This window comes from Psychrobacter fozii (assembly GCF_003217155.1).
In the GTDB taxonomy this organism is placed as follows: domain Bacteria; phylum Pseudomonadota; class Gammaproteobacteria; order Pseudomonadales; family Moraxellaceae; genus Psychrobacter; species Psychrobacter fozii.
Genome location: NZ_QJSU01000007.1, coordinates 79598 through 99705, shown reverse-complemented (window position 1 = coordinate 99705; position 20108 = coordinate 79598). Strand labels below are relative to the sequence as shown.

Sequence of the window (20108 nt, the reverse complement as noted above, 5' to 3'; positions counted from 1 at the left end):
CTAGTTACCCTCTGTCGTGTTAGCAGACAGCGCAGCGCCCAGTACATCTTTTAATTGGCTGCGTAACGTATCGATGCCCTGTTGTTGCTTTGCATAGTCAGCCAGTAGCTTATTAGGGTCATAATCAATGACCTCGCCTTGGTAAGGGTTGGAGATATCAAGGTTATAGTTACGCTCGATGACCTCTTCAATACTGACCTTCCAAGCGTGATTATTTTCGACACGACTGGTAAAGCCGTCAGACTCATCACCCCACCAGTCAATCTCGGTTTGAAACTCTTCAAACTTCATTGGTTTGGTTTTGCTGTAGTTTTTGACGCCTTCAGGATAAGGATGCTCATAAAACCAAATATCTTTGGTTGGCTGACCTTTGGTAAAGAAGAGAATATTGGTCTTAATACCCGTATAAGGGTTAAACACACCGTTTGGTAAGCGCACGATGGTATGTAGATTACATTCTTCTGTCAGCATTTTCTTTAGCTTGGTTTTTACTCCTTCGCCAAATAAAGTACCATCAGGTAATACGACGGCAGCGCGGCCTTTATCTTTCAAGACCTCAATGATTAATTGTAAAAACAAATCTGCCGTTTCGCGCGTTTGGAACTCAGCAGGGAAGTTCTTTTCGATACCGTGCTCTTCAGTGCCACCAAAAGGCGGATTAGTTACGATGACATCAATATCACTGTCCCAGCTCGATAGTGGCTTATTTAGGGTGTTATCGTGGCGTATCTGTACGGGTACTTCGATACCATGCAGCATCATATTGGTCGTACAGAGCAAATGCGGCAGTTGTTTCTTTTCAAACCCCAAAATCTGCTGCTGTAGCACTTGATGATCTTCAGCAGTTTCGACATAGTTGTTTTTGACATGATCAAATGAACAGGCCAAAAACCCACCTGTACCACAAGCTGGATCCATGACGCGCTCACCTAGCTTTGGATCGACACGGTCAACGATGAAGCGTGTCACAGCACGAGGGGTATAAAACTCACCTGCATTGCCTGCACTCTGTAAATCACGCAGTAGCTGCTCATAAATATCACCAAATAGATGACGCTCATCTGAGCGGTTAAAATCCACTTCGTTGAGCTTATTAATTACTTGGCGTAGTAGCGTGCCGTTTTTCATATAGTTGTAGGCATCGCTCAAACCTTGACGCACCACAAAGCCACGAGGATTGGTATCTACTGGCGCTGTTAGGTTTTTTAGCTCAACGAATATCTCATCGTTTACGAACTCTAGTAACTCCTCACCAGTGATGCCTTCGGGATCAGCTGCCCAATTACGCCAGAGGTATTTCTCAGGAATAGGTGACTTATAGTTTTCTTGTTCAAACTCAAGCGCTTCTTCTTGTGCATCAAATATCTTGAGAAACAATAACCATGACAATTGGCTTAGACGCTGAGCATCACCATCGACACCAGCATCTTGACGCATGATATCTTGAATAGACTTGATAACTGAACTGATTGACATGTTGTTTCTCTTTTTAATAAACAGTGGATCTTAATGAACGATAGATTTTAATAAATAGTATGAATAAAACAAGCCTCAATAAGAGGCTTAGATATATAGATTGTAGCTAATTTTTTCTAGTTACTTAAGCCTGCTTAGGTGGCGGTGCCCAATAGATTTCATTTTCAAGATCACTAATGGCTTGCTGATAATCTTGTTTACTACCAAAGCCTTGTTTAACGATTTCCATCGGACTACCTAACTGATCAAGCGGTTTTACTTTGAGCACGTTTAGGCTTTCGATTTCTTCTACCCCCGCATCAGCATATTTATCGAGCAAGGCATTAAGCACTTTTTGGGCAGTGTCTGAATACTTGGTGAAGTAATTGCGCTTCTTAACTTCATTCGCACGTTCACGACGGGTCAAAGGTGGCTGATCATATACCACATGGCAAATTAGGTCGAAGGGGTCCATGTCCGAACCGATTTCTTCTTGCAACGCTTCCCAAATAATACCAGCGTTTGCCAGCTCATCAATGATGGTCTGTTTGCGCTCAGTATCATTCCAACGCTTGGTAAACTCATCCAAACTAGCGAACTGCTTGGTGAAAGTTTTGCGAGTATAGTCCTGAAAAGACTCGGTGACTAGCTTACCATCAGTATCATAATACTGGATACGCTGCGCCATGACTTGGACAGCTACACCTTTCACATGGTATTTTTTCGCAGGCTCACTGACACCCATATCATCACCCATACCAGCCCCTAAATCAAAGCCGCTCTTATCATCTTGGGTTGTGTAAGCCAGATCAGTACCATTAACAATATCTAACTCTGCGTCTGACTCACCATCTACCACTTCGTCCAGTTCAGCGCTCCCTTCATTAATCTGTGATGGTGTCACAGTCATGATACGTTCAGGAATACCATCGAAGCGCTCATCTGCAAATAGCTCAGTCGCTTTTTTGAAGTCGAGAATCGTAAACCAAAGCTTGCCATATTTATCATTGATACGGGTGCCACGGCCAATAACCTGCTTAAATTTGGTCATCGATTTGATGTTTTGATCTAGTACGATTAGCTTACAAGTTTGAGCATCAACACCAGTCGTCATCAGCTCTGACGTTGTTGCTATCACAGGATAAGCTTTCTTTGGATTGATAAAGTTATCAAGCTGCGCTTTGCCCAACTCATCATCACCCGTGATTTTCATGACATACTTTTCGTTCTTTTTGACCTGCTCGGGATTGCAGTTAATCAAAGCACGGCGCATGCGCTCTGCATGGTCAATGTCATTACAGAACACAATGGTTTTGGCCATTGGGTCAGTACGCTCAAGATAGCTTGTAATGGTCTGAGCCACTAATTGAGTACGCTCATCAATCACTAAAGTGCGATCAAAGTCTTTTTGGTTATAGATACGATCCTCAATCAGTTCGCCATGCTTATCTGTCTGTCCTTTGGTTGGACGCCAGCCTTGCATATCGACATCGATATCGATTCGAACCACTTTATAGGGCGCTAAAAACCCATCTTCAATACCCTGTTTTAGGGTATAGGTATAAACAGGATCTCCAAAGTAATAAGAATTAGATACCTCTTCAGTCTCTTTAGGTGTCGCTGTTAAGCCTATTTGTGTGGCGCTATTAAAATACTCCAATATCTCACGCCAAGCACTGTCTTCAGCAGCGCTACCTCGGTGGCACTCATCAATGACAATCAGGTCAAAGAAGTCTGGTGCGACCTGTTTAAAGGCCTTCTGATGCTCTTCTGGACCTGTTAACGCTTGATATAAGCCAAGATGAATCTCGAAGGCTGGATCAACGGTACGTCCTTCTATTTTAGTCATCGCAGTGCCAAACGGCTGAAAGTCATTAACCCGAGTTTGATCGACCAAAATATTGCGATCTGCCAAAAACAAGATACGTTTCTTTTCTCTCGCTTTCCACAGACGCCAGATGATTTGAAATGCGGTATAGGTTTTACCTGTCCCTGTCGCCATTACGAGCAGGATGCGATCCTGTCCACGAGAAATGGCTTCTATGGTCTTATTGATGGCTTGTAGCTGATAATAGCGTGGTGACTTACCACTGCCATCATCATGATAGTCTTGAGTGATAATAGGCAGTTGAGCTTGCGTATAGCCTTTCCACTGGCAGTACTTATCCCATAACTCGGCTGGTGTTGGAAAATCCTCTAGTGAAATCTCTGTTTCGAGGACAGTGGTACTGGTTTTATCATGAAAAATAAAGCCATCACCATTGGATGAAAACACGAACGGCACTTCGAGTAGCCCAGCATAATCAAGCGCTTGCTGCATTCCTTTACCAATAGAGTGTTTGTTCGCTTTGGCCTCGATAACAGCAAGCGGCAGATTAGGCTTGTGATACAGAACAATATCAGCAGATTTGACCGTCTTACGCACTGCCATTTGACCACGGACGATAACCTTACCGTCACGAAGCTTCACTTCCTCGCGAATTTGAGTCATGTCATCCCAACCTGAACTCTTAATGGCAGGCAGAATGAACTTGCTAATAATATCTGTTTCGGATAACTCTAATTTGTTGATACCAGCCATGGCAGTAGGCTTCCTATCTAGCTAGTGTTGGGGGTAACTTATACTTTAACATATGTTCTGTATTATCCTTCTATTGAAGTGTCAACCTTAAGTACTTAAAGACCTTTGATATGATATTAGTGCATAATTAACGTGATATAAAAATACTATGGTATTAGCTTAGCGGTAACTAACTTATACTTTAATTCTAATAGTTACCATTTTAAGAAATAGCATTAGGTAATAATTGTATATTTATTTTAAGGTGGTATACATTTCGTCTTCTACTTACATTCACAGATGACTACTACGTTTAGTCACAATTAACTGATAATCTAAGGAACATATGTCCGACATTAACTTTAATCAACGTCTAAATAGGTTAGAAGAGCGCAGGAAAGGTTCTAATTTTAGTTACTCATTTGATGGTCTCAATGAAGATACAGTTTTAAAAAGAGAACTTGATACCTTAAAAGAGTCTATGGAAAGCTGGCAGTCCGCATCAGATAAACCGTCTGTACGTTATGCTTTAGGTGCAATGCAAGAAGTAGGAAAGCGTTATACGGAGATATCCGTTGAAACTGCAGTTAGAGTTCAAAAACAGCTTAAATCTAGGTTGCTGGATAATCATGGTATAAATACTGCGTATAGACTCCAAGGCTCTGTACCTTTGAACGTACATATAAAGGGTATTAGTGATGTTGATTTACTTGTTATTGATGAGTCACATTATAGATCAGAGCATTATTTGGAAACTTTACGTTCTCAAGATATTACAGAAATAAGCAAATTAAGAGCAGCATGTCACACCCAATTAAAAAGTGCCTACCCTGCAGTAACAGTTGACAATACTGGTGCCAAATGTATTAAGTTAGTAGGTGGTTCGCTTCAACGTGAAGTTGATGTTGTGCCTTCTCACTGGGTAAGAACAGATAAATACCAACAAGAAAAAAAGGCGTATGATCTTGGAGTCAACATACTTGATAGTAAAACTCCAACTACTTTGATGAACTTACCTTTTAGACATATTTACCTTATTGATACTAGGTGTAGGTATTTAACAGAGGGTGGGCTGAAAAAGTCTATACGGCTGTGTAAGACTTTAAAGGCTGACTTAATTACAGAAGGTTCTAAAATACACCTCAGTAGCTTTGATATAGCATCTATTATGTATCATGCAAACTTAGATAACTTAAAAAAAGGTAGTCATTACCCGTTAGCAGTTGTATTAGAGACACAAAGATTTTTTGATTATTTATATAATAACTCTTTTCGTAGGGATCTTTTATTTACACCTGACAATTCTAGATTAATTTTTGATACTGAAGATAAGAAATCATCTTTAACAACTATGAGCCTAGCTTTAGATAATCTCGTGAAAGAGATTAAAAAGGATCTAGGCTATTCATATAATAGTAGTTTAGAGTCTCATTATTTAACTAGTTAGTCGTTTCCAGAACATTGTTCCTATTGTTTTCCTACCGTCAACATTGTAATACTTGACGGTAGCACTTTCATTGTCTCTATTGAGGGTTAGCTCTGCAAATCCTCGGTGAATACGTAATTCAGCATGATTTAAGTCTTTAGGTCGGTTTTCATAACTGTAAAGTATTTTATATTCATCAATCTCATCATAAACAATAGCTGCAGAAATACTGTTCGATACGGAATACTCTGTTTCTAGCCTAATTCTAACTTTATCCCAACTTTGAAGTATTATGACGTCACCTTTCCATTTAAAATCTTGCTTGATCATATCATCATCTTCTTGCTGAAAGCTTGAAACTCCATCGCAAGACCACTTTCCAGATATGTTTGGATATTTTAATATCTTAAAAAACAGAGTGGTTTTCCACATCCATTTCTCAAATAAAAAATAAACTGCTAAAAAAAGTGTACCTGTAGTAAGCGTTGACAAGATCGTATTCCAATGAGATGGAAGCTCACCAAATACTTTCAACAAAGCATAAATCAATAACCAAGAAACTGCTGTAGCAAAGGCATATACATATCTACCTACATGTGATCTGTTATATCCATTCTGAACGCAATATTCATGACCGTCTTTTACCATATTGAACTCTTTTCTAAAAGCATTTAACGTATTTTACGATAATTTTCAGCTTATTATAGACTACTAAAATATACCTATAAACTGATATTAATTATGAAGAGTTATGTATTTACTACTTACGTTTAATTAAAGTGATTTAAAAATATACACAGACCTCTAAAACTTACATAATCAGCATTTTATACTAAATTTTGTATCTCAATATCCAACGCATCGCATATCTCATATGCTTTTTTCAATGTAATATTCTTCTCGCCGCGCTCTATATTGCCCATATAGCTACGATCAATACCTGCCATCTCCGCCAATCTTTCTTGGGATATTCCTTTGCTTTTACGTACTTCACGGACACGCTTTCCAAAGGCAATCATACGTTCGTCTGTCGTCATCTCACTAACCACTGCTAAAGATAGCAATACTCACAGTGGTAAGCTACAATATCCACGGGATATAGTCGGTATTAAGGGGTGAGCGTGAAAACTAAACTAGAGTATCAGTCAGATATAACAGAAACTAATAAACTTATCTGTGAAAGATACTGGTTAAGAGAAGGTGATAAACGAAGTGGTTTTATATATACCTGTAGAGAGATAGGTCAAGAGTTTGATATTAGGCATCAAGATATACCTAGTATCGTTAAAGTAAATGCTCATCTTGCTGTACTAGACTGCCAATGCATAGACTGCGGTACAACTAAGATTTGCTACACTCGTTCACAACTAATTCAATTGGATCTTATTAGATGGCGGTGTGATGATTGCGGGGAGGCGCTTCAAAAAAGAATGGATCAAGAGTACTTAGAGTATCGTCTTAAACAAAAGCATTTAGAAGAAGAGAGAAGACAGACCGCTCTAGAGTACATCAATCAATGCAGAAGCATTCAATTAAGCAGTACTCCTTCAGTCACTGAGCTTAACGACGTGGATAAACTTCTACTCGCAGCGACTGTAGAGAGCCTAGGGGCAGATAATTTAAGGAATACAGTCTCTCTACGTGACAATTTATCATTACCTTTATCACCATTCTCTAAATTAGATGAAGAGATACTACATCATCTCTTTAACCGAAATCTGCTCATACTAGCTCCTGAAAATAGCTACGAATACGTAACTATCAACGAAGAAAAAGAGCTAGAGATAGATTTCTATCAAGCGATTTTTGAGTTTTCTTATAGTATTGAGAATCTTACTAAAATCTTGATAAACGCTAAATCTAGAAAAAATACCAGTGCTCTAGTAGCGGATAGTCAATTTAAGAGCTGGTGTGAAAAGGTACAGCTAGGAGAGTGTTTAAGCTACCTAATCACTAGGTCAAGACTGAACGATCTAGCACCGCCTATTGGCGATAAGCTAATTAGCATTTTCAGAGCATGTTTAGCTGAATACTCTGTCTCTGTTATGCACTATATAATCTATAAAGCGGTTGAAAGTGCCGCTGCATACGTGCAAAAACCTCATATTACTAGAAAGCATGCATCAAACTCTATTTCTGGTAATATAGAAAGAGTATTCGGTAAAATACATAGTGGTAGTTGGAATCGCAATAAATCTTTTCGCGATGCTAGCCACCCTCAGTCTGCAATGGCTAAGGTATTTTTTGATTATGTATTTGGAATAGATGATGGTGGTTTTTACCACACTCTTGATGAGCTATTTAGTCCATATAGGTCTAAGAGAGCTCTAGAGCAAGTAAGTTACACAACTCTAGGAGGTGTGCAAAATACTGATTGCTCAATTACAGTCAGTGATTTGAAATATTGTAGATAGCATTAACTCTCGAAAGGGGTCACTTGTCTGGATTTAAAGTCTACGGTTTTTATTTTTTCGGGGGAGTTTTGCCAAGTATTAGCTCCTTGTGTGGCTCATTTTTGGCAGGCTGAAGCAGGTATTCAAAGAACACAAATGATTATAAGGCAAGGATTCATGAGTTAGTCTAATTAAATTTTCCCAGAAGGGCTGTAGGCGTGCGTATTCTTGATTCTAGGAATTATTTGGATGGTGTGTCGTTGTCTGGAAGGCAATAAACATAGGCTATAATCTAGTTTGAACCGATAGAAATTATCGATATTATCACTGCGTCCCCATAGCGACTATAGATAGTAATTCTAAAGAAGCTTGTTGCTGAAAGTCTTCGTACGGTTAACTTAATGGGTTTTGGAAAGTTAGAAACTACAAATAAGCAACCAAGTAAGCTAGATAGGAAATAACTGACTGGACTTAGCCTAAAAACCTGAATTCGGGGACAAATTTATCTAGTGTAGATACTTAGATATTCTGTTGTCTGTTATAGTATTCAGTAAAAATTTGGTTTATGACTATGATCCTGAAGCCTGATAAAGACGGTGTCTTTACTATTTCCTTTCTGCTTTTACCTGAATATGCAATGGTCGCACTACTGTCTGCCATTGAGCCGCTGCGAGTAGCCAATCGTTTTGCCGGCCGCGAGATTTTTCGTTGGCAACTGCTTTCTGAGGACGGCCCACCGGTAGCAGCGAGCAACCTACTAGCATTGCAACAAACGGTTGCTATCTGTGATGCCGCAGTCCCCCTTAATGTTTTTGTCTGCTCTAGTTTTAATCCGAAAAACTATATCCGGGATGACACCATTGCTTGGCTTAAAAAACTCAACCGGAGAGGCTCTTTAATAGGTGCCATGGACACCGGCTGCTATCTTCTGGCTGCAGCTGGGCTTCTGAAAAAGCACAAAATAGCCCTGCACTGGGAAGCAGCACCTTCGTTTCAGGAAGATTACCCCGAACTGGAACTCACCAACGAGCTGTTTGAAGTGGATCATAATCTGATTACCTGTGCCGGCGGAACCTCGGCAATTGATCTGATGCTTTATATCATTCAGGAAGAGCTCGGCCACAGTCTCGCAATCAAGGTTTGTGAACAGTTTATAAAAAGTGGTATCCGTCAGAAATCGGACAAGCAACGAATCGATTTATCCGCACGTCTCAAAATATACCATCCACGCCTTCTGCGAGTGTTGGAAAATATGGAAGCAAATCTGGAGTCGCCCTTGTCCACCGAAGAGCTGGCAAAATATGCCCATATTTCTGTTCGGCAATTGGAACGCTTGTTTCGCAGTTTTCTGAACGATTCACCTTCTGGCTATTACATGAAGTTGCGGCTTGAACGATCTCGACAGTTACTGAAAGAGTCCAGCTTAAGCATTTCTGAAATCAGAATCATCTGCGGATTCAATTCAGCTCCCCATTTCACCCGAAGCTACCGCAAATATTTCGCTCGCAGCCCGAGTGAAGACCGCTAGCCTGTATAAAGAAATCTTGAATGCGCCGCGTTGGTTCTGACTTACACCTTGGGTTGTACGACGGTTACTCCTTTGAGTCTAGGGCGGTCCGCCTCCATCTCCAGCAGCGGCAAAACCACGTTCATACTCGCAGCCGATCTCCAAGCTAGCGCCTGATATTCTTGGGTATTGAGACCTTTCCAATGCAAATCCTGTTCGCTGACCTCACGAATCACTTTGGCAGGCGAACCTACCAACAACTGGCGGGGCGACCCCTTAAAGCCAGCCTTAACAAAGCTGCCAGCGGCAACGATGCTGTCCTCACCAATAATGGCACCGTCCATCACTACCGCATTCATGCCTACCAGTGCATTACGCTTAACCACACAGCCATGAAGAATTGCGCCGTGCCCAATATGGCCGTTAGCTTCAACAACGGTGTCGGTGTCGCAATATCCATGCATCACACAACTGTCCTGAAGATTGGAACCATCTTCTAAGATTAAGCGGCCGTAGTCTCCACGCAGAGATGCTAGCGGAGCAATGTAAACATTGGGGCCAACAATCACATCACCGATCAGGACTGCTGTAGGGTGAACATAAGCACTGGGATGCACCACCGGAATCAAACCTTCAAACTCATAACAGGGCATAAAAGTCATCCTTTGATTAGCGTTGCGGAGACGCGCCTGTCAAGTGTTCACCACCATCCAGAGCGAGACATGTGCCAGTGATAAAACCAGCGGCGGGTGATGCTAAATAAGCTACTGATTGAGCAACTTCTTCGGGTAAGCCCATGCGCTTTATCAGCAGCTTATCGATGCCCTCTTGCAGCGCAACTGGGTCATACTGATCCAGTGCTTCAGTCTTAATAGTGCCTGGTGCCACGGCATTCACTCGAATACCCAGATTTGACCACTCCCAAGCTAGAGTTCGGGTTAAGTTGACGACACCTTCTCTGGCAGCACCCGCGTGCGCCATACCAGGCAGCCCGTTGGCCTGGCACAAAACAATATTAATGATACATCCGGGTAGCTTGCGATTCATACAGTGCCGGGCAAAAGCCTGACACATAAGAAAAGTGCCGGTGAGGTTAAGGTCAACAACCGACCGAAATCCATTGGCAGAGAGGTCTAGGGCAGGCGCAGCAAATTGTCCGCCAGCGTTATTAACCAATACATCAATACCAATTCCCTGCAGCTCCAGCTGTTCTATCAGATCTGCCACGGAATCGTTATCGCGGATGTTGACGGCCAGTTCGATCGCATCGATACCAGCCTCACGCAGGCTCTGTCCCGCTTCAATCAATCGCTCCTGGTCTCGCGCTGCAATCACCACCCGAGCCCCCAAAGTGCCGAAATTACGAGCTATTGCTAGTCCAATGCCGCTCCCGCCACCGGTTACCAGAACCGTTTTACCAGCAAACAAATCAGATCTAAATATATTTTCCATAACCTATCTCCTTTTAACACCCTTTCCAGATTGGGGGGCGGCCTTCGGCGAAAGCATTGCTACCTTCTTCGGCATCCTGTGATTGAAGCATGCGTTTGTAGGCCGGCAGCGATCCGCTACGCTGAAGTTCAAACGCTTGCTGAACGGAAAGTGATTCTCCGGCAGAGACTAGTTCCATGATTCCCTGTTGAGCCAAGGGGGCGCTTGCAGCGACTCGTTCGGCCAGCGCTAGTGCGGTCGCTATTAATTCGTCCGGGGCAACAACAGCGTTTACTAGCCCCCAGCGCAGAGCTTCCTCTGCACTCAGGCGCTTACCCGTTAGTAGCATCTCCATGGCAATCGCTCGAGGCAATCGCTTGGGCAGACGAAACACGCCACCTGAATCAGGAGCAATACCAATCTGAGCTTCGGGTAGGAAGAACTGAGCATGGTCAGCTGCTACGATTAAATCGCAGGCCAAAACCAGTTCAAAACCACCACCAACTGCCATGCCGTTAACCGCTGCAATAACAGGCTTGGTCAGACTGAAAAGTTCGGTCAGCCCGGCAAAACCACCAGGGCCGTGGTGAGCATCTACCGCTTCCCCCGCAGCGGCGCCTTTAAGATCCCAGCCCGCTGAAAAGAAGCGTTGTCCGGCTCCAGTAATAATCGCAACCTGAAGAGAAGGGTTCTGCTCAAATTTAGCCAAGGCCTCATAAATCTCAAAACTTGTAGCGCAGTCTATCGCATTAGCTTTGGGTCTGTTCAATGTGATTAATAACACTGAGCCCCTATGTTCGGTATGTACAGACACTGACATATTGTTCAATCCCTCTGTTATTTTTGTATTGGTTGTTCCCTTGCCACCACCTTAGCGCAAAGCCCGATATACCCATTGCACAAAATCGTCATAAAAATGCACCAAAACGACAGAACAGATATTACGCCACAAAACGACACCGCTCATTGTCGTATTTCACGATAAATACGTCGTTTTTGGTCAACCACACCCTTGCACTCCTGCGTAGAGTAAATAAGAGTTTAGGCCCGTAAACAAACGGCACGTAATCAGCAACACTAACATTCCCTGGAGACTTTACAATGGATTTTAATCTTTCCAAAGAGCATCTTGAACTGCAGGCAAAAGCCAAAGAGTTTACCGAAACCGTTCTCTTCCCTCATGAAATGGAGTGTGAAGAAAATGACGGCATTAGCCGTGAAACCCACCAAAAGATTATTGATGCCACATTGGCGTGGGGCTTTAACGCACCAAACCACAGCAAGGAAGATGGCGGCCAAGGTTTCAGTATCTTTGAACAAACCATTCTCAACGAGCAACTAGGCAAAGCCACCGGCGCCATCTGGGATGCACTTTGGTATCCCTCTTATCCCATGCGCTTCGCTACACAGGCCCAAAAAGAAGAATATTTAATCCCGACTTGTCAGGGCAAACGTCGCGACGCCTACGCGATTACTGAAGCTGATGCCGGCTCTGACCCGACTCAGTGCATGACCCGTGCAGACAAGGTCGAAGGTGGCTGGAAAATCAACGGTGAGAAGTGGTTCGTAACCATCGGAGACATTGCAGATTATATTCTAGTACACGCTCACGTAGATGGCGATTCAACCAAACCCACCGTATTTTTTGTTGAAAAGAACCTACCTGGTGTAGAGCTCAAACGCACACCGCTTTATACCCACCATTTTGCGTTCAAGCACCCTGAGTACATCTTCAACGACGTGATTGTTGGAGAAGACAAAGTTCTAGGCGAAATCGGCCAAGGCTACGATATGACCAAGGATTGGTTTGTTGAAGCACGCCTAGGAATAGCCGCCCGTTGCGTTGGTGGCGCCATTCGAGCCGCTGAAGAAGCAAACAAGTTTGCCGCCGAACGCATCCAATTTGGCCAACCGATTAATAACTTTCAAGCGATCGAATTCATGCTTGCTGATATGGGCGTCGAAATCATGGCCGCCAAGTCTATGCTCTATCGACTGAGCTGGGAAATCGACCAGACTGGCGATCGCAAGCTTAATCACGCCAAAGCGGCAGCATTGAAGCTGTATTGTTCCGAAATGGTGGGCCGAGTTTGCGATAAAGCTGTACAAATTCTGGGTGGTCGCGGTTATATGCGTGAACAAGCAGTTGAGCGTTTGTGGCGTGATACCCGAGTCGACCGAATCTGGGAAGGCACTTCAGAAATCCAACGTGTCATTATCAGCGGCCAAATTAAGAAGCGTGGCCTCGATATTTACACTGGTTGGTAAGTCCCCTAGGGCACGCACAAGCGCGCCCTAACTCTTTTTTTGGGCTTATAAGGTTTCTAATCATGACAAAACAAGAAAATCTTCAACGACTATTTTCACCGCGCAGCATTGTATTTGTTGGCGGTTCCAACCTAGCACTTCCCATCCAAAACACTCGAGACATCGGCTTTGATGGCGAAATATGGGTAGTTAATCCCAAATGCGCCGAAATTGCTGGTATACCCTGTTTCGCCAGTATTGCTGATTTACCTGGCACTCCTGACGCAGCGTTCGTATCCATCAACGCTAAGCTGACGGTTCAAGCCGTCGCCGACCTGAATAAACGTGGGTGCGGTGGCGTGGTTTGTTACGCAGCTGGCTTTGCTGAGGTAGGCGACAATGGCGATGAACTCCAAGACTCACTGGTAGAAGCGGCCGGAGACATGGCGTTAGTGGGCCCCAACTGCTATGGCTTACTAAATTTCACCAACGGTGTCGCGTTATGGCCGGACCGCCTTTCTGGTGAGCGTACCGACAAAGGCGTCGCTATTATCAGCCAAAGTGGTAATGTAGCGCTGAATCTGACCATGCACGGCCGCTCACTTTCAATCACCCATGTAATCAGCGTTGGCAATCAGGCGGTGTTAGGCGCAGGCGACTATATCGAACCACTGCTCGAAGACGATCGTGTAACCGCCATCGGTTTTTATATCGAGGGGCTGAAAGATATTGAAACGTTCAGCCGTGCTGCCTTGAAGGCTTTAGAGAAAGGCGTTCCTCTGGTAGTGCTCAAGGCAGGTACTTCGGAGATCGGCACCCAGCTGACCATGAGTCATACTAGCTCCTTAGCGGGCTCTGATGATATGTATCAAGCAATGTTCGATAGGTTGGGCATCCTTCGTGTGCACTCTTTGTCTGAGCTGCTTGAAACCCTGAAGATTGCTTCCCTGTGCGAACTTCCCAAAGGGGATCGTATCGGCGTGCTGACCTGCTCCGGCGGTGATAGCGCCATGCTAGCCGATAGTCTGGATCACTATAATCTTCAGCTACCAAGCTTATCCAAGGTACAGGAACAAAAACTAGGTGAATGGTTGCCCGATTTTGCCAGTCTTTCCAACCCCTTAGACTACAACACCTCGATTTGGGGCAACCTTGAAGCCTGTACCGAGGTATTTGGCATTATGATGGAGGGCGACTGCGACGCTACCGTATTAGCGTTAGATTTCCCCAAACAGGGCATTGGTGACGATCACGAATGGCAAGTAGCGGTTGATTCTTTAATCGCCGCTCACGCCAACCACCCCAAGACCTGCGCCGTGATCTCTAACCTCAGCGAGCTAATGCCGGAGAACGCCCGTCAGCGGTTAGCGAAAGCTGGTATTGCACCATTGCAAAGCCTGAAAGATGGTGTTGCAGCGTTGGCACGGCTTGTGCGTTATGGCGAGCGCCGCCGTCAAGTGGCCGCAATGGATGACCCTGAGCAATTACTTCTGCGCGGGCCTTCATTGGTGGAAGGCGAGAGCAAGATGCTAGATGAGTGGGCCTCTAAGCAACTGGTTAGCCGCTATGGTCTGCAACTACCTGGCGGTCGCTGTGTAAGCAAAGCAGATGTGGTAGAAGCAGCGGACGAAGTTGGCTACCCGGTGGTGATGAAAGGGGTCAGTGACCGACTGGCTCACAAGACCGAGGCTGGGGCCGTCATGCTCAATCTTAAAGATGGCAGCGCCGTGGCCAGCGCCGTTGAGGTAATGGCGGGCCGCTTAGCCGAACAGGGGCTCGCCGATGCCCGCTTTCTGATCGAACCTATGATTTCAGACTTTGTTGGCGAGCTGATCATTGGCCTCAAAAGAGATGAACAGTTCGGACTGGCATTGATTATTGGTACGGGCGGGATTCTAGTCAACCTGCTCAACGACAGTGCAATTATGCTGCTGCCAATCACCCGAGAAGCAGCTAGTACGGCTGTTCTATCACTCAAAGGCAGCGCGTTGCTGCGAGGTTTTCGAGGGCGCCCGGAAGGCGACTTGGAAGCCGTAGTAGATGCCATTATGGCCGTAGCTGATTTTGCTATGGATCACTGGGACAGTGTTACCGAACTGGATATCAACCCTTTGATGGTCAGGCCTAAAGGTAAAGGTGCAGTCGCTGCCGATGCCTTGATTCGATTACAACAGTAGCTTTTTTCTACCGGTTCACACACATTTTTATTGAAACAATTTTTTAAATATTAGAAAAATATAAGGTATCAATAATTGAAAGTGCCGGTAATAATCACCTCAAGTAATAACAAATAAAACTTGAGGTACCCCTCCCTAAAGGACTATGTGTGAGGTAAAGGTAATGAATACCGTTCAAAAAAACAAAAAATTAACGATCGACCCGGGAATTTTCTGGTCTTCGCTAATTGCTATTTTAGCTGCAAGCATTCCTCTTGCTTTATATCCGGAGGCGGGAAAAGCCGCTGTTGATGGACTTTTAAGTTCGTTCACCGGCACCTTCGGTTGGCTCTACTTACTAACCGGAATCGGCAGTTTCTTTTTTATGGTCTGGCTTGCATACGGTCCTCTGGGGCGGATCAAAATGGGTGCACCCGACGAGCAGCCGGAGTTCAAGACAGTTCCTTGGATTTCCATGCTGTTCTGTGCGGGAATTGGCATCTCAATCTGTAACTGGGCCTTTGTAGAACCGCTCTACCTCTTGTCAGGCCCACCTTTGGGTATTGAAGGCGGCACCACTGAGGCAGCCGAATGGGCTGCCATGTATCCGATGTTCCATTGGGGCGTAGTGCCTTGGGCGCTGTATCTGATGCCTGCCCTGCCTATGGCTTATGTTCTGTACGTACGCAAGGTCAATGTACTACGCCTCAGCGAAGCCTGCCGCGGTATACTCGGCAAAGCGGTGGACGGCCCTATCGGCAAGCTGATCGACGTCATTGTGATCTTCTCAATCGTCGGTGGTGTGGGAACCTCTCTAGGACTTTCCGTGCCTTTGGTGTCCGCTCTCTTTCAGGAGATGTTCGGACTGGCAGATTCGTTTGGATTGCAGATGGGGATTCTGACCGCCTGGACCGCGATGATAGCCTGGAGTGTCTATAATGGTCTGAACAAGGGAATTCAGACGCTATCAAATATCAATGCGGCGCTAGGTTTTCTACTGCTGTTTTTCGTCTTGATTGTGGGGCCAACGATCTTTCTGTTGAACCTTTGGACTAACAGTGTAGGGTTGTTCTTAGATAATTTTTTCCGCATTAACTTCTGGACTGATCCAGTGGCAAAGGGTGGCTTCCCTGAGAGTTGGACCATTTTCTACTGGGCCTGGTGGATCGCTTACGCGCCTATGATGGGTTTGTTTGTAGCACGTATCTCGCGCGGTCGTACCATTAAGAACATAATCGTTCATGGCGTAGTCTGGGGTACCCTCGGTTGCTGGGCCTTCTTTGCAATCTGGGGCGGTTATGCTATTGACCTGCAGCTTAGTGGTGCAGTCGATCTGCAGGCGATTCTGAGCAGTGATGGCATACCGGCAACAGTCGTAGCGATCTTAAAAACCTTGCCGGTAGCCTGGCTGGTCATCCCGTTATTCACATTGCTATGCTTTGTGTTTCTGGCCACAACCGTAGATTCCTCTGCCTACATGCTGGCATCGATCTGTACCAAGGAACTCACTGGTTATGAAGAGCCTGCCAGATGGAATCGTATCTTGTGGACTCTTATGCTTGCCTTGGTTGGTATAGGGCTGCTATCCGTTGGTGGTCTCAAAGCGGTTCAGACCTCCACTATCCTAGTAGCGCTACCGATGATACCAGTACTCATTATCATGTCTGCATCCTTGGTTCGCTGGGCCTACCGTGACTTTGGTGCCGAACTCTCTCCATACGCCATCGCCCGCTGTCAGGTTCAGGGAAAGAATGTAGTGGTACAACAGTACGACGATGGCAAGAAAGTGATACTCGACAACGGCAAAGAATAGGTGTTCAATTCCAATCCGGATTACTTCGCCAACGCCGAGCTAGAACTGAAGCCTTAAACTCAATGCAACAAGACTGACAGTTCAGCCGGCTTTTTAAATCCTTCTCGAAATCAGAGGCTCCCAACCGGAGCCTCTGATTTCTTTGGGCATTAAAGGTAAGTATGCCCTAAGGGAACCAATGAAACCGAATCCTTCTATCCAAAGTCATTTGTCATAACGCGCGTTATGGGAACATGTTCCGTTTGCCATATAGGTAGCGAAGCAATGGCTATATAATTAGCATTCTTTCGTCTATCATCCTAAATTGTACGAAATTAATTGACCACAGACTTTGATCATAGGAAAGAAAATGTCGTTCTTTTATCCTAAAGATGTAGATTTTATGGAGATGTTTGGATGTGAGAGTCATATAGACAATGATGGTTTGCTAGAATCCACATTCATTGATACACAAGATAAAAAAATGGTTTTTTCTATCAGTGATATGCAGAACTCAATATCTGCTTATATATATCAAGATGAAGCATTGATATTTAAGATATATGAAGAAGGAGCGATGAGGGTCATGATATGTGAAAATCAGATCATTATAGAATATTTGAATTATCAGGATTTATACGCTAAAAGACTGACTATTATTGATGTGTATCCAATATTTAAAATTGACCACTCTACTCTGATAGACAAGGATATGAGCCAACTAAACTAACTGTCTTAAAGGTATTGTCATATTAAGACATACCTACACCGAACCAATCAGGTTCGGTTCCCTAGTGAGGACTTGAATCTTTGGCTATGGGCTAATGGTATCAACGGCTTTGCTCACTGAAACAGTCGCAGTGTACTTCATGGTGTACTTACCATAAATATTCCATTAGTGATCGGTGCGCTATACAGGCTTCGAACTATAAATAAATCAGTTACGGCTATTCTCCATTAATACTGTCTTCGCTATTTGCTCACCAATTTTCGCAATGACAGCATTTCTTTCTTCAAACGAGGCGTCTGTCTCTGTAATGTATAGAGCGGCTACGATAGGCTTGCGATTTGGAGGCCACATCACCGCAGTAATAGCACGCGACCCATAACCACCAGCGCCTGTTCTATCTGCTACTATCCAGTCACTTGGAACGCCTTTACGAAACAATGCATCGCCAACCTCATTACCTTTAAGCCAAGATTCTAGTTGTTGACGAGATTTGATAGATAGTGTTTCGTCAATTAGTAACTTTTCAAGTGTCGTTACCATTGCAATTGGTGTTGTCGTGTCTCGCTTATCTCCAGGCACCGCTTCGTTAAGTTCTGTTTCCCAGCGATCAAGGCGCGTAGTATCGTCGCCAATGGAACGTAAAAATTTCGTTAGAGCCTTAGGTCCCCCAATCGCTTGTAGAATAAAATTGGCAGCTGAATTATCACTGGTTGATAATGTGGCCTGACACAGCTCTGCGAGCGACATCCCTTTTTTACCCACATGTTTTTCTGTTACAGGTGAGTATGTAACGAGATTGCTTTCAGAGAATCTCACAACTCTATCAATTCTTTCTTTACCTAGATCAACTCTTTGAAGAACGTTTGCACAGGCAAGTGTTTTGAAGGTACTACTTAGAGGAAAACGTTCATTAGATTTATGTTCCCAACGTTTTCCCGTTTCCAAATCATGCGCAGCTAGACCAATTCTAGCGCCTAATTCAGTTTCAGCATTGGTAACCGCTTCAAGTATTGAGTCTGTGGCATTAGCATTTAATGATAGCGTGAGACATAAAAAAGTAATTACTACGCTAAAAAAACTAGCCTTGTGTTGACGTACGTCCATGATGAGTTAACTTTCCTTTTGGATCAAATTTTTAGATTATATAATATGTAATTAACAAGTATATTTAATAGCATAATTATATCTCATTCATTATTAACTTAGCTTATTTTGGATTGTTGATTTTAGGGTATACCCCAAGGGAACCACCTAACTCACCCCTCAAACCTATTAACAGACCACTTAAAACAGACTGGTATAATGGAACCACTTATAACAGACTATTTTAGGTGTTTATGTTTATCAGAGCGTATCTACGAGTATCAGATGATCGGCTTTACGTCTAAATTAATACTCAAATACTCAAATACTCAAATACTCAACCTATATAAATAAATATCTCGCTTATTGTCAAGCTAGTATTCATCAAATATCCAATTGAAGAATATTGAATCTATGACAATCCTAGGGCTGTTCAACTCAACCTAAACTACGCCGAAAATTTTGGAGGCAATCAAGATCAAGTCAGGATTCCTGGTTAAAATACCTCAGATATCATCCTTGCTTTAGTACTCGATAAACCGTAGCTACGCCAACACCAACTGCATTAGCGACTTCCTCTTTTGTCATATTGTTTTGACTGGCCAATTCTTTAATACGATTGTGTTTTGCGGTATTGGCTTTCTTACCAGTGGGCTTATAGCCACTGTTGGCTAACCCTTGTTTAATGCGCTCTCTACGCTTATCGTTATCAAGCTTTGCCATGGTCGCCAATAAATCGATCAGCATATCGTTAATCACTCTTAGGATCTCACCTGTCATACCCTCGTTAACCGTATGCGTGGTTGGTAGATCAGCCACCACCAATCGTAATCCCTTGTCTTTGATACGCTGCTTTAGAATCGCAAAATCATCTTGTGAGAGACGACTAAGTCTATCAACACTTTCAACTAGTAGTATATCGTCTTGCTCAGCGTCCTCTAGCAGCTTAGCTAATGCTGGTCTATCGAGCTTAGTACCACTGAAGTGCTCAACGTACTCCATGTAGTTATCACTATAGCTTGTACTAAAAGTAATTAAATCAGCCAATGCTCTGGTAGCGTCTTGATCCTTAGTACTGGCTCTCACATAAATACGAACGGTCATAGCGCCACCTCTATTGTTTAGACTTGATAATTAATGTTCATTGATAATAGTAAGATATTACTATCGTTTAATAATATAAACAAGTCTAATGATAGATAGGTTATCGTTTAGAGATATTGTCTTTTGAGTATAGTCTATTGATAGATTTTTAAGCCAGTGAGTCTTTACGAACAGGTTTGTACATTCATGCCTTTAAACTTTATAATGCTCAATGAAATCATGAG

Annotated in this window: 16 protein-coding genes; 7 read left to right on the top strand and 9 right to left on the bottom strand. The window is 43.7% G+C overall.

Features of this window, described 5'->3' with window-relative positions; translation table 11 throughout:
* On the bottom strand, positions 1–1476 hold the full coding sequence (locus DFP82_RS10080; protein ID WP_110923612.1) for an N-6 DNA methylase: 1476 nt from the start codon (positions 1474–1476) through the stop codon (positions 1–3).
* Between the two features lie 124 nt (positions 1477–1600).
* On the bottom strand, positions 1601–4027 hold the full coding sequence (gene hsdR / locus DFP82_RS10075) for an EcoAI/FtnUII family type I restriction enzme subunit R (protein ID WP_220034740.1): 2427 nt from the start codon (positions 4025–4027) through the stop codon (positions 1601–1603).
* A 334-nt stretch (positions 4028–4361) separates the two neighbouring features.
* Here hsdR and DFP82_RS10070 point away from each other — a divergent pair, with 334 nt between their 5' ends.
* The gene (locus DFP82_RS10070) at positions 4362–5462 is read left to right on the top strand and encodes a nucleotidyltransferase family protein (RefSeq protein WP_110923610.1); all 1101 of its coding nucleotides are present in this window, start codon (positions 4362–4364) and stop codon (positions 5460–5462) included.
* On the opposite strand, the gene DFP82_RS10065 is transcribed toward DFP82_RS10070, so the two are convergent.
* Both DFP82_RS10065 and DFP82_RS10060 read right to left on the bottom strand, forming a co-directional pair.
* The gene (locus tag DFP82_RS10065; RefSeq protein ID WP_102092630.1) at positions 5451–6089 is read right to left on the bottom strand and encodes a Cap15 family cyclic dinucleotide receptor domain-containing protein; all 639 of its coding nucleotides are present in this window, start codon (positions 6087–6089) and stop codon (positions 5451–5453) included. The two genes, DFP82_RS10070 and DFP82_RS10065, sit on opposite strands and share 12 nt — an antisense overlap.
* A 179-nt stretch (positions 6090–6268) precedes the next feature.
* Positions 6269–6478, bottom strand: coding sequence for a helix-turn-helix domain-containing protein (locus DFP82_RS10060; protein WP_110923609.1), 210 nt, complete (start codon positions 6476–6478; stop codon positions 6269–6271).
* An 84-nt stretch (positions 6479–6562) separates the two neighbouring features.
* Between DFP82_RS10060 and DFP82_RS10055 the strand changes: the two genes are divergently transcribed.
* Together DFP82_RS10055 and DFP82_RS10050 are read left to right on the top strand one after the other, a co-directional pair.
* Positions 6563–7855 carry a hypothetical protein gene (locus DFP82_RS10055; RefSeq protein ID WP_110923608.1) on the top strand — a complete coding sequence of 431 codons (1293 nt, stop codon included), beginning with the start codon at positions 6563–6565 and terminating at the stop codon, positions 7853–7855.
* Positions 7856–8405: 550 nt separating this feature from the next.
* Positions 8406–9362 carry a GlxA family transcriptional regulator gene (locus tag DFP82_RS10050; protein WP_110923607.1) on the top strand — a complete coding sequence of 319 codons (957 nt, stop codon included), beginning with the start codon at positions 8406–8408 and terminating at the stop codon, positions 9360–9362.
* A gap of 41 nt (positions 9363–9403) precedes the next feature.
* Here the strand turns inward: DFP82_RS10050 and caiE are convergent, their stop codons facing one another.
* The 3 genes from caiE to DFP82_RS10035 are packed head-to-tail and all read right to left on the bottom strand — an operon-like array spanning position 9404 to position 11592.
* Positions 9404–9994, bottom strand: a complete 591-nt coding sequence (caiE, locus tag DFP82_RS10045; protein ID WP_146221336.1) for a carnitine operon protein CaiE — start codon at positions 9992–9994, stop codon at positions 9404–9406.
* Between the two features lie 16 nt (positions 9995–10010).
* The gene (locus DFP82_RS10040; RefSeq protein ID WP_110923605.1) at positions 10011–10793 is read right to left on the bottom strand and encodes an SDR family oxidoreductase; all 783 of its coding nucleotides are present in this window, start codon (positions 10791–10793) and stop codon (positions 10011–10013) included.
* Between the two features lie 13 nt (positions 10794–10806).
* A complete protein-coding gene (locus DFP82_RS10035) occupies positions 10807–11592 on the bottom strand; it encodes an enoyl-CoA hydratase-related protein (RefSeq protein ID WP_110923604.1) in 786 nt (261 codons plus the stop codon).
* Between the two features lie 281 nt (positions 11593–11873).
* On the opposite strand from DFP82_RS10035, the gene DFP82_RS10030 reads away from it, so the two are divergent.
* The 4 genes from DFP82_RS10030 (at position 11874) to DFP82_RS10015 (ending at position 17697) form a co-directional block, all read left to right on the top strand.
* Positions 11874–13040 (top strand): acyl-CoA dehydrogenase family protein, encoded by a 1167-nt coding sequence (locus DFP82_RS10030; RefSeq protein WP_110923603.1) that lies wholly within the window; start codon positions 11874–11876, stop codon positions 13038–13040.
* 62 nt (positions 13041–13102) lie between these two features.
* Entirely contained in the window at positions 13103–15196 is a 2094-nt protein-coding gene (locus DFP82_RS10025; RefSeq protein ID WP_110923602.1) for an acetate--CoA ligase family protein, read from the top strand.
* A gap of 163 nt (positions 15197–15359) precedes the next feature.
* A complete protein-coding gene (locus tag DFP82_RS10020; RefSeq protein WP_245905699.1) occupies positions 15360–16988 on the top strand; it encodes a BCCT family transporter in 1629 nt (542 codons plus the stop codon).
* A 349-nt stretch (positions 16989–17337) separates the two neighbouring features.
* The gene (locus tag DFP82_RS10015; RefSeq protein ID WP_110923600.1) at positions 17338–17697 is read left to right on the top strand and encodes a hypothetical protein; all 360 of its coding nucleotides are present in this window, start codon (positions 17338–17340) and stop codon (positions 17695–17697) included.
* A gap of 207 nt (positions 17698–17904) precedes the next feature.
* Here the strand turns inward: DFP82_RS10015 and blaRTG are convergent, their stop codons facing one another.
* Both blaRTG and DFP82_RS10005 read right to left on the bottom strand, forming a co-directional pair.
* Positions 17905–18801, bottom strand: a complete 897-nt coding sequence (gene blaRTG / locus DFP82_RS10010; protein WP_110923599.1) for an RTG family carbenicillin-hydrolyzing class A beta-lactamase — start codon at positions 18799–18801, stop codon at positions 17905–17907.
* 492 nt (positions 18802–19293) lie between these two features.
* Positions 19294–19884, bottom strand: coding sequence for a recombinase family protein (locus tag DFP82_RS10005; protein WP_110923598.1), 591 nt, complete (start codon positions 19882–19884; stop codon positions 19294–19296).
* Positions 19885–20108: the final 224 nt, after the last annotated feature.

Excerpts from the sequence above, each read along its gene's own strand:
- DFP82_RS10080 (WP_110923612.1), bottom strand. The coding sequence starts at position 1,476 with ATGTCAATCAGTTCAGTTATCAAGTCTATTCAAGATATCATGCGTCAA.
- DFP82_RS10070 (WP_110923610.1), top strand. The coding sequence starts at position 4,362 with ATGTCCGACATTAACTTTAATCAACGTCTAAATAGGTTAGAAGAGCGC.
- DFP82_RS10065 (WP_102092630.1), bottom strand. The coding sequence starts at position 6,089 with ATGGTAAAAGACGGTCATGAATATTGCGTTCAGAATGGATATAACAGA.
- DFP82_RS10060 (WP_110923609.1), bottom strand. The coding sequence starts at position 6,478 with ATGACGACAGACGAACGTATGATTGCCTTTGGAAAGCGTGTCCGTGAA.
- DFP82_RS10050 (WP_110923607.1), top strand. The coding sequence starts at position 8,406 with ATGATCCTGAAGCCTGATAAAGACGGTGTCTTTACTATTTCCTTTCTG.
- caiE (WP_146221336.1), bottom strand. The coding sequence starts at position 9,994 with ATGCCCTGTTATGAGTTTGAAGGTTTGATTCCGGTGGTGCATCCCAGT.
- DFP82_RS10040 (WP_110923605.1), bottom strand. The coding sequence starts at position 10,793 with ATGGAAAATATATTTAGATCTGATTTGTTTGCTGGTAAAACGGTTCTG.
- DFP82_RS10035 (WP_110923604.1), bottom strand. The coding sequence starts at position 11,592 with ATGTCAGTGTCTGTACATACCGAACATAGGGGCTCAGTGTTATTAATC.
- DFP82_RS10030 (WP_110923603.1), top strand. The coding sequence starts at position 11,874 with ATGGATTTTAATCTTTCCAAAGAGCATCTTGAACTGCAGGCAAAAGCC.
- DFP82_RS10025 (WP_110923602.1), top strand. The coding sequence starts at position 13,103 with ATGACAAAACAAGAAAATCTTCAACGACTATTTTCACCGCGCAGCATT.
- DFP82_RS10020 (WP_245905699.1), top strand. The coding sequence starts at position 15,360 with ATGAATACCGTTCAAAAAAACAAAAAATTAACGATCGACCCGGGAATT.
- DFP82_RS10015 (WP_110923600.1), top strand. The coding sequence starts at position 17,338 with ATGTCGTTCTTTTATCCTAAAGATGTAGATTTTATGGAGATGTTTGGA.
- blaRTG (WP_110923599.1), bottom strand. The coding sequence starts at position 18,801 with ATGGACGTACGTCAACACAAGGCTAGTTTTTTTAGCGTAGTAATTACT.
- DFP82_RS10005 (WP_110923598.1), bottom strand. The coding sequence starts at position 19,884 with ATGACCGTTCGTATTTATGTGAGAGCCAGTACTAAGGATCAAGACGCT.